General features: G+C 40.1%; 1 protein-coding gene. It reads right to left on the bottom strand.

Annotation, left to right across the window (positions count from 1 at the left end):
* Positions 1-133 precede the first annotated feature (133 nt).
* Entirely contained in the window at positions 134-1,357 is a 1,224-nt protein-coding gene (locus tag LKK83_RS02365) for an O-antigen ligase family protein (protein ID WP_324629186.1), read from the bottom strand.
* Positions 1,358-1,598: the final 241 nt, after the last annotated feature.

The following is a 1,598-nucleotide window of genomic DNA, read 5'->3' as shown; positions in this document are numbered from 1 at the left end:
GCGATCGCGCTGTGGGTGATTTGGGAGGGCGATCGCTTTCATGCAAGAAGCTTTACGACCTTGAGAACCCAATTTTTTTTCGATACAATTTACGATTGTGACCTATTAAGATAAGAAACCGAGTTTCTAGTCTCTACTCATAGTTCTCTGACTCCAATGAGGTGTTACAAGCTAAGGCAATAAAATACAGCGTTATGCTCGTAAAGGTCGGATCTCCAATAAAAAAATCCGGTAACTGTGACGTTAAAATTAAAATTAAAAACATACCACCAAAGGCTTTTCTTAAATTGGCTTTTCCAAAAAATGCTAACAGCAAATTATTAAAAATTAACAATCCTGTGATGCCGGTTTCTGCGGAAATGTTTAAAAAGATATTATGTGCGTTAAATCCAATCCGTCCGAACACCCTTCGCCCAACTTCTTCCGCATAAACTCCCAAGCCAATTCCGGTGAAAGGATGCTGAAGGGTTTCTGCGATCGCGGCTTTCCAAAGAAACGTTCTCGACAATGCCGTACTGGTTGGATTAGGAATAGAATTTGCTACTTCTGACTGATTTTCTCCCACCCACTGCATCACCGGAAAAACCGGATTGTCCGTTATTCCCAGCCGATAGGTAGAAACCGGAAAGATTAACAGGGTAATTAACCAAAATAATATTAAGACAAGAAACTCTTTTCGGTTAATCAGTTTATAAAACCATCCCAAAACAATTGCCAACCCTAAAATAATCCATCCATTGCGACTGGCAGATAATGAATCTGCAGTGATAGGTAAAATAAGTCCCAGGCAAAATTCTAGGGGATTAATAAAATGTTGTTGTCTCAAACACAGCGTCAGCGCCACAGCGAGGGACATCAATACGCCAAATTGATTCGGGTTTTGCACCAAAGAACTCACCCGAGGATAGTGGTTGAGATATTTTAGAGAGCCAAGAATGTGAAAAATAAATAAGTCTGGAAAAAAGTATTCTATAATTCCAAATACTGCCAATGCTATGAGAAAGTAAAAGATTAGCAGATGATAGATTTTTCGCTGCTTGGGATTGTGCCGATTTGAATGGTTGACGAGGAATAGGGAGCAGAAAACGAGAATGTATATCGAATAAAGTAAGCTGTATTTTATCGCAATACCTGGGCGATCGCTCCATCCCACGACGACCCAAATCCAAGCGAAAAATAAGCTCAAGGCGATCGCTAAGTAGCGATTGTTTTTTAAAACTTCGGGAATGATGGAGCGATGAGTTAAGATTAACCCCACTGCTGCAATGGGGATTAATACAATATCAATCCGATTGTTGCCAGGAAGAATCCGCAGAGGTGCCAGTAAGGTAGCAAGAAGTAAACCCAAGAAAATCATGGGATTGAAAAGAACTGAATGGGGGTAAAAAATATTTTTAGCTGTTTCGATCGCAATTCTTTTTATCTTCAAAAGAAAGTAGAGCATCACTAACAGAGTTTGGGTAGGGTATTGAACTTCTACTACAGAATATTCGGTTCACAACCAGTTACGACCCTTCAGAGTATTTGGATCGGGGTCTACCACTCTCCAAATAAACGCTTTAGCAATATCATAATAATTCCCATGCTCATCGGGTCTG

The organism is Phormidium sp. CCY1219 (assembly GCF_035615515.1).
In the GTDB taxonomy this organism is placed as follows: Bacteria; Cyanobacteriota; Cyanobacteriia; order Cyanobacteriales; family Laspinemataceae; genus CCY1219.
Note: the sequence above shows the minus strand (reverse complement) of the source record. Positions and strands in the feature narration are given on the sequence as shown.

Excerpts from the sequence above, each read along its gene's own strand:
- LKK83_RS02365 (WP_324629186.1), bottom strand. The coding sequence starts at position 1,357 with ATGATTTTCTTGGGTTTACTTCTTGCTACCTTACTGGCACCTCTGCGG.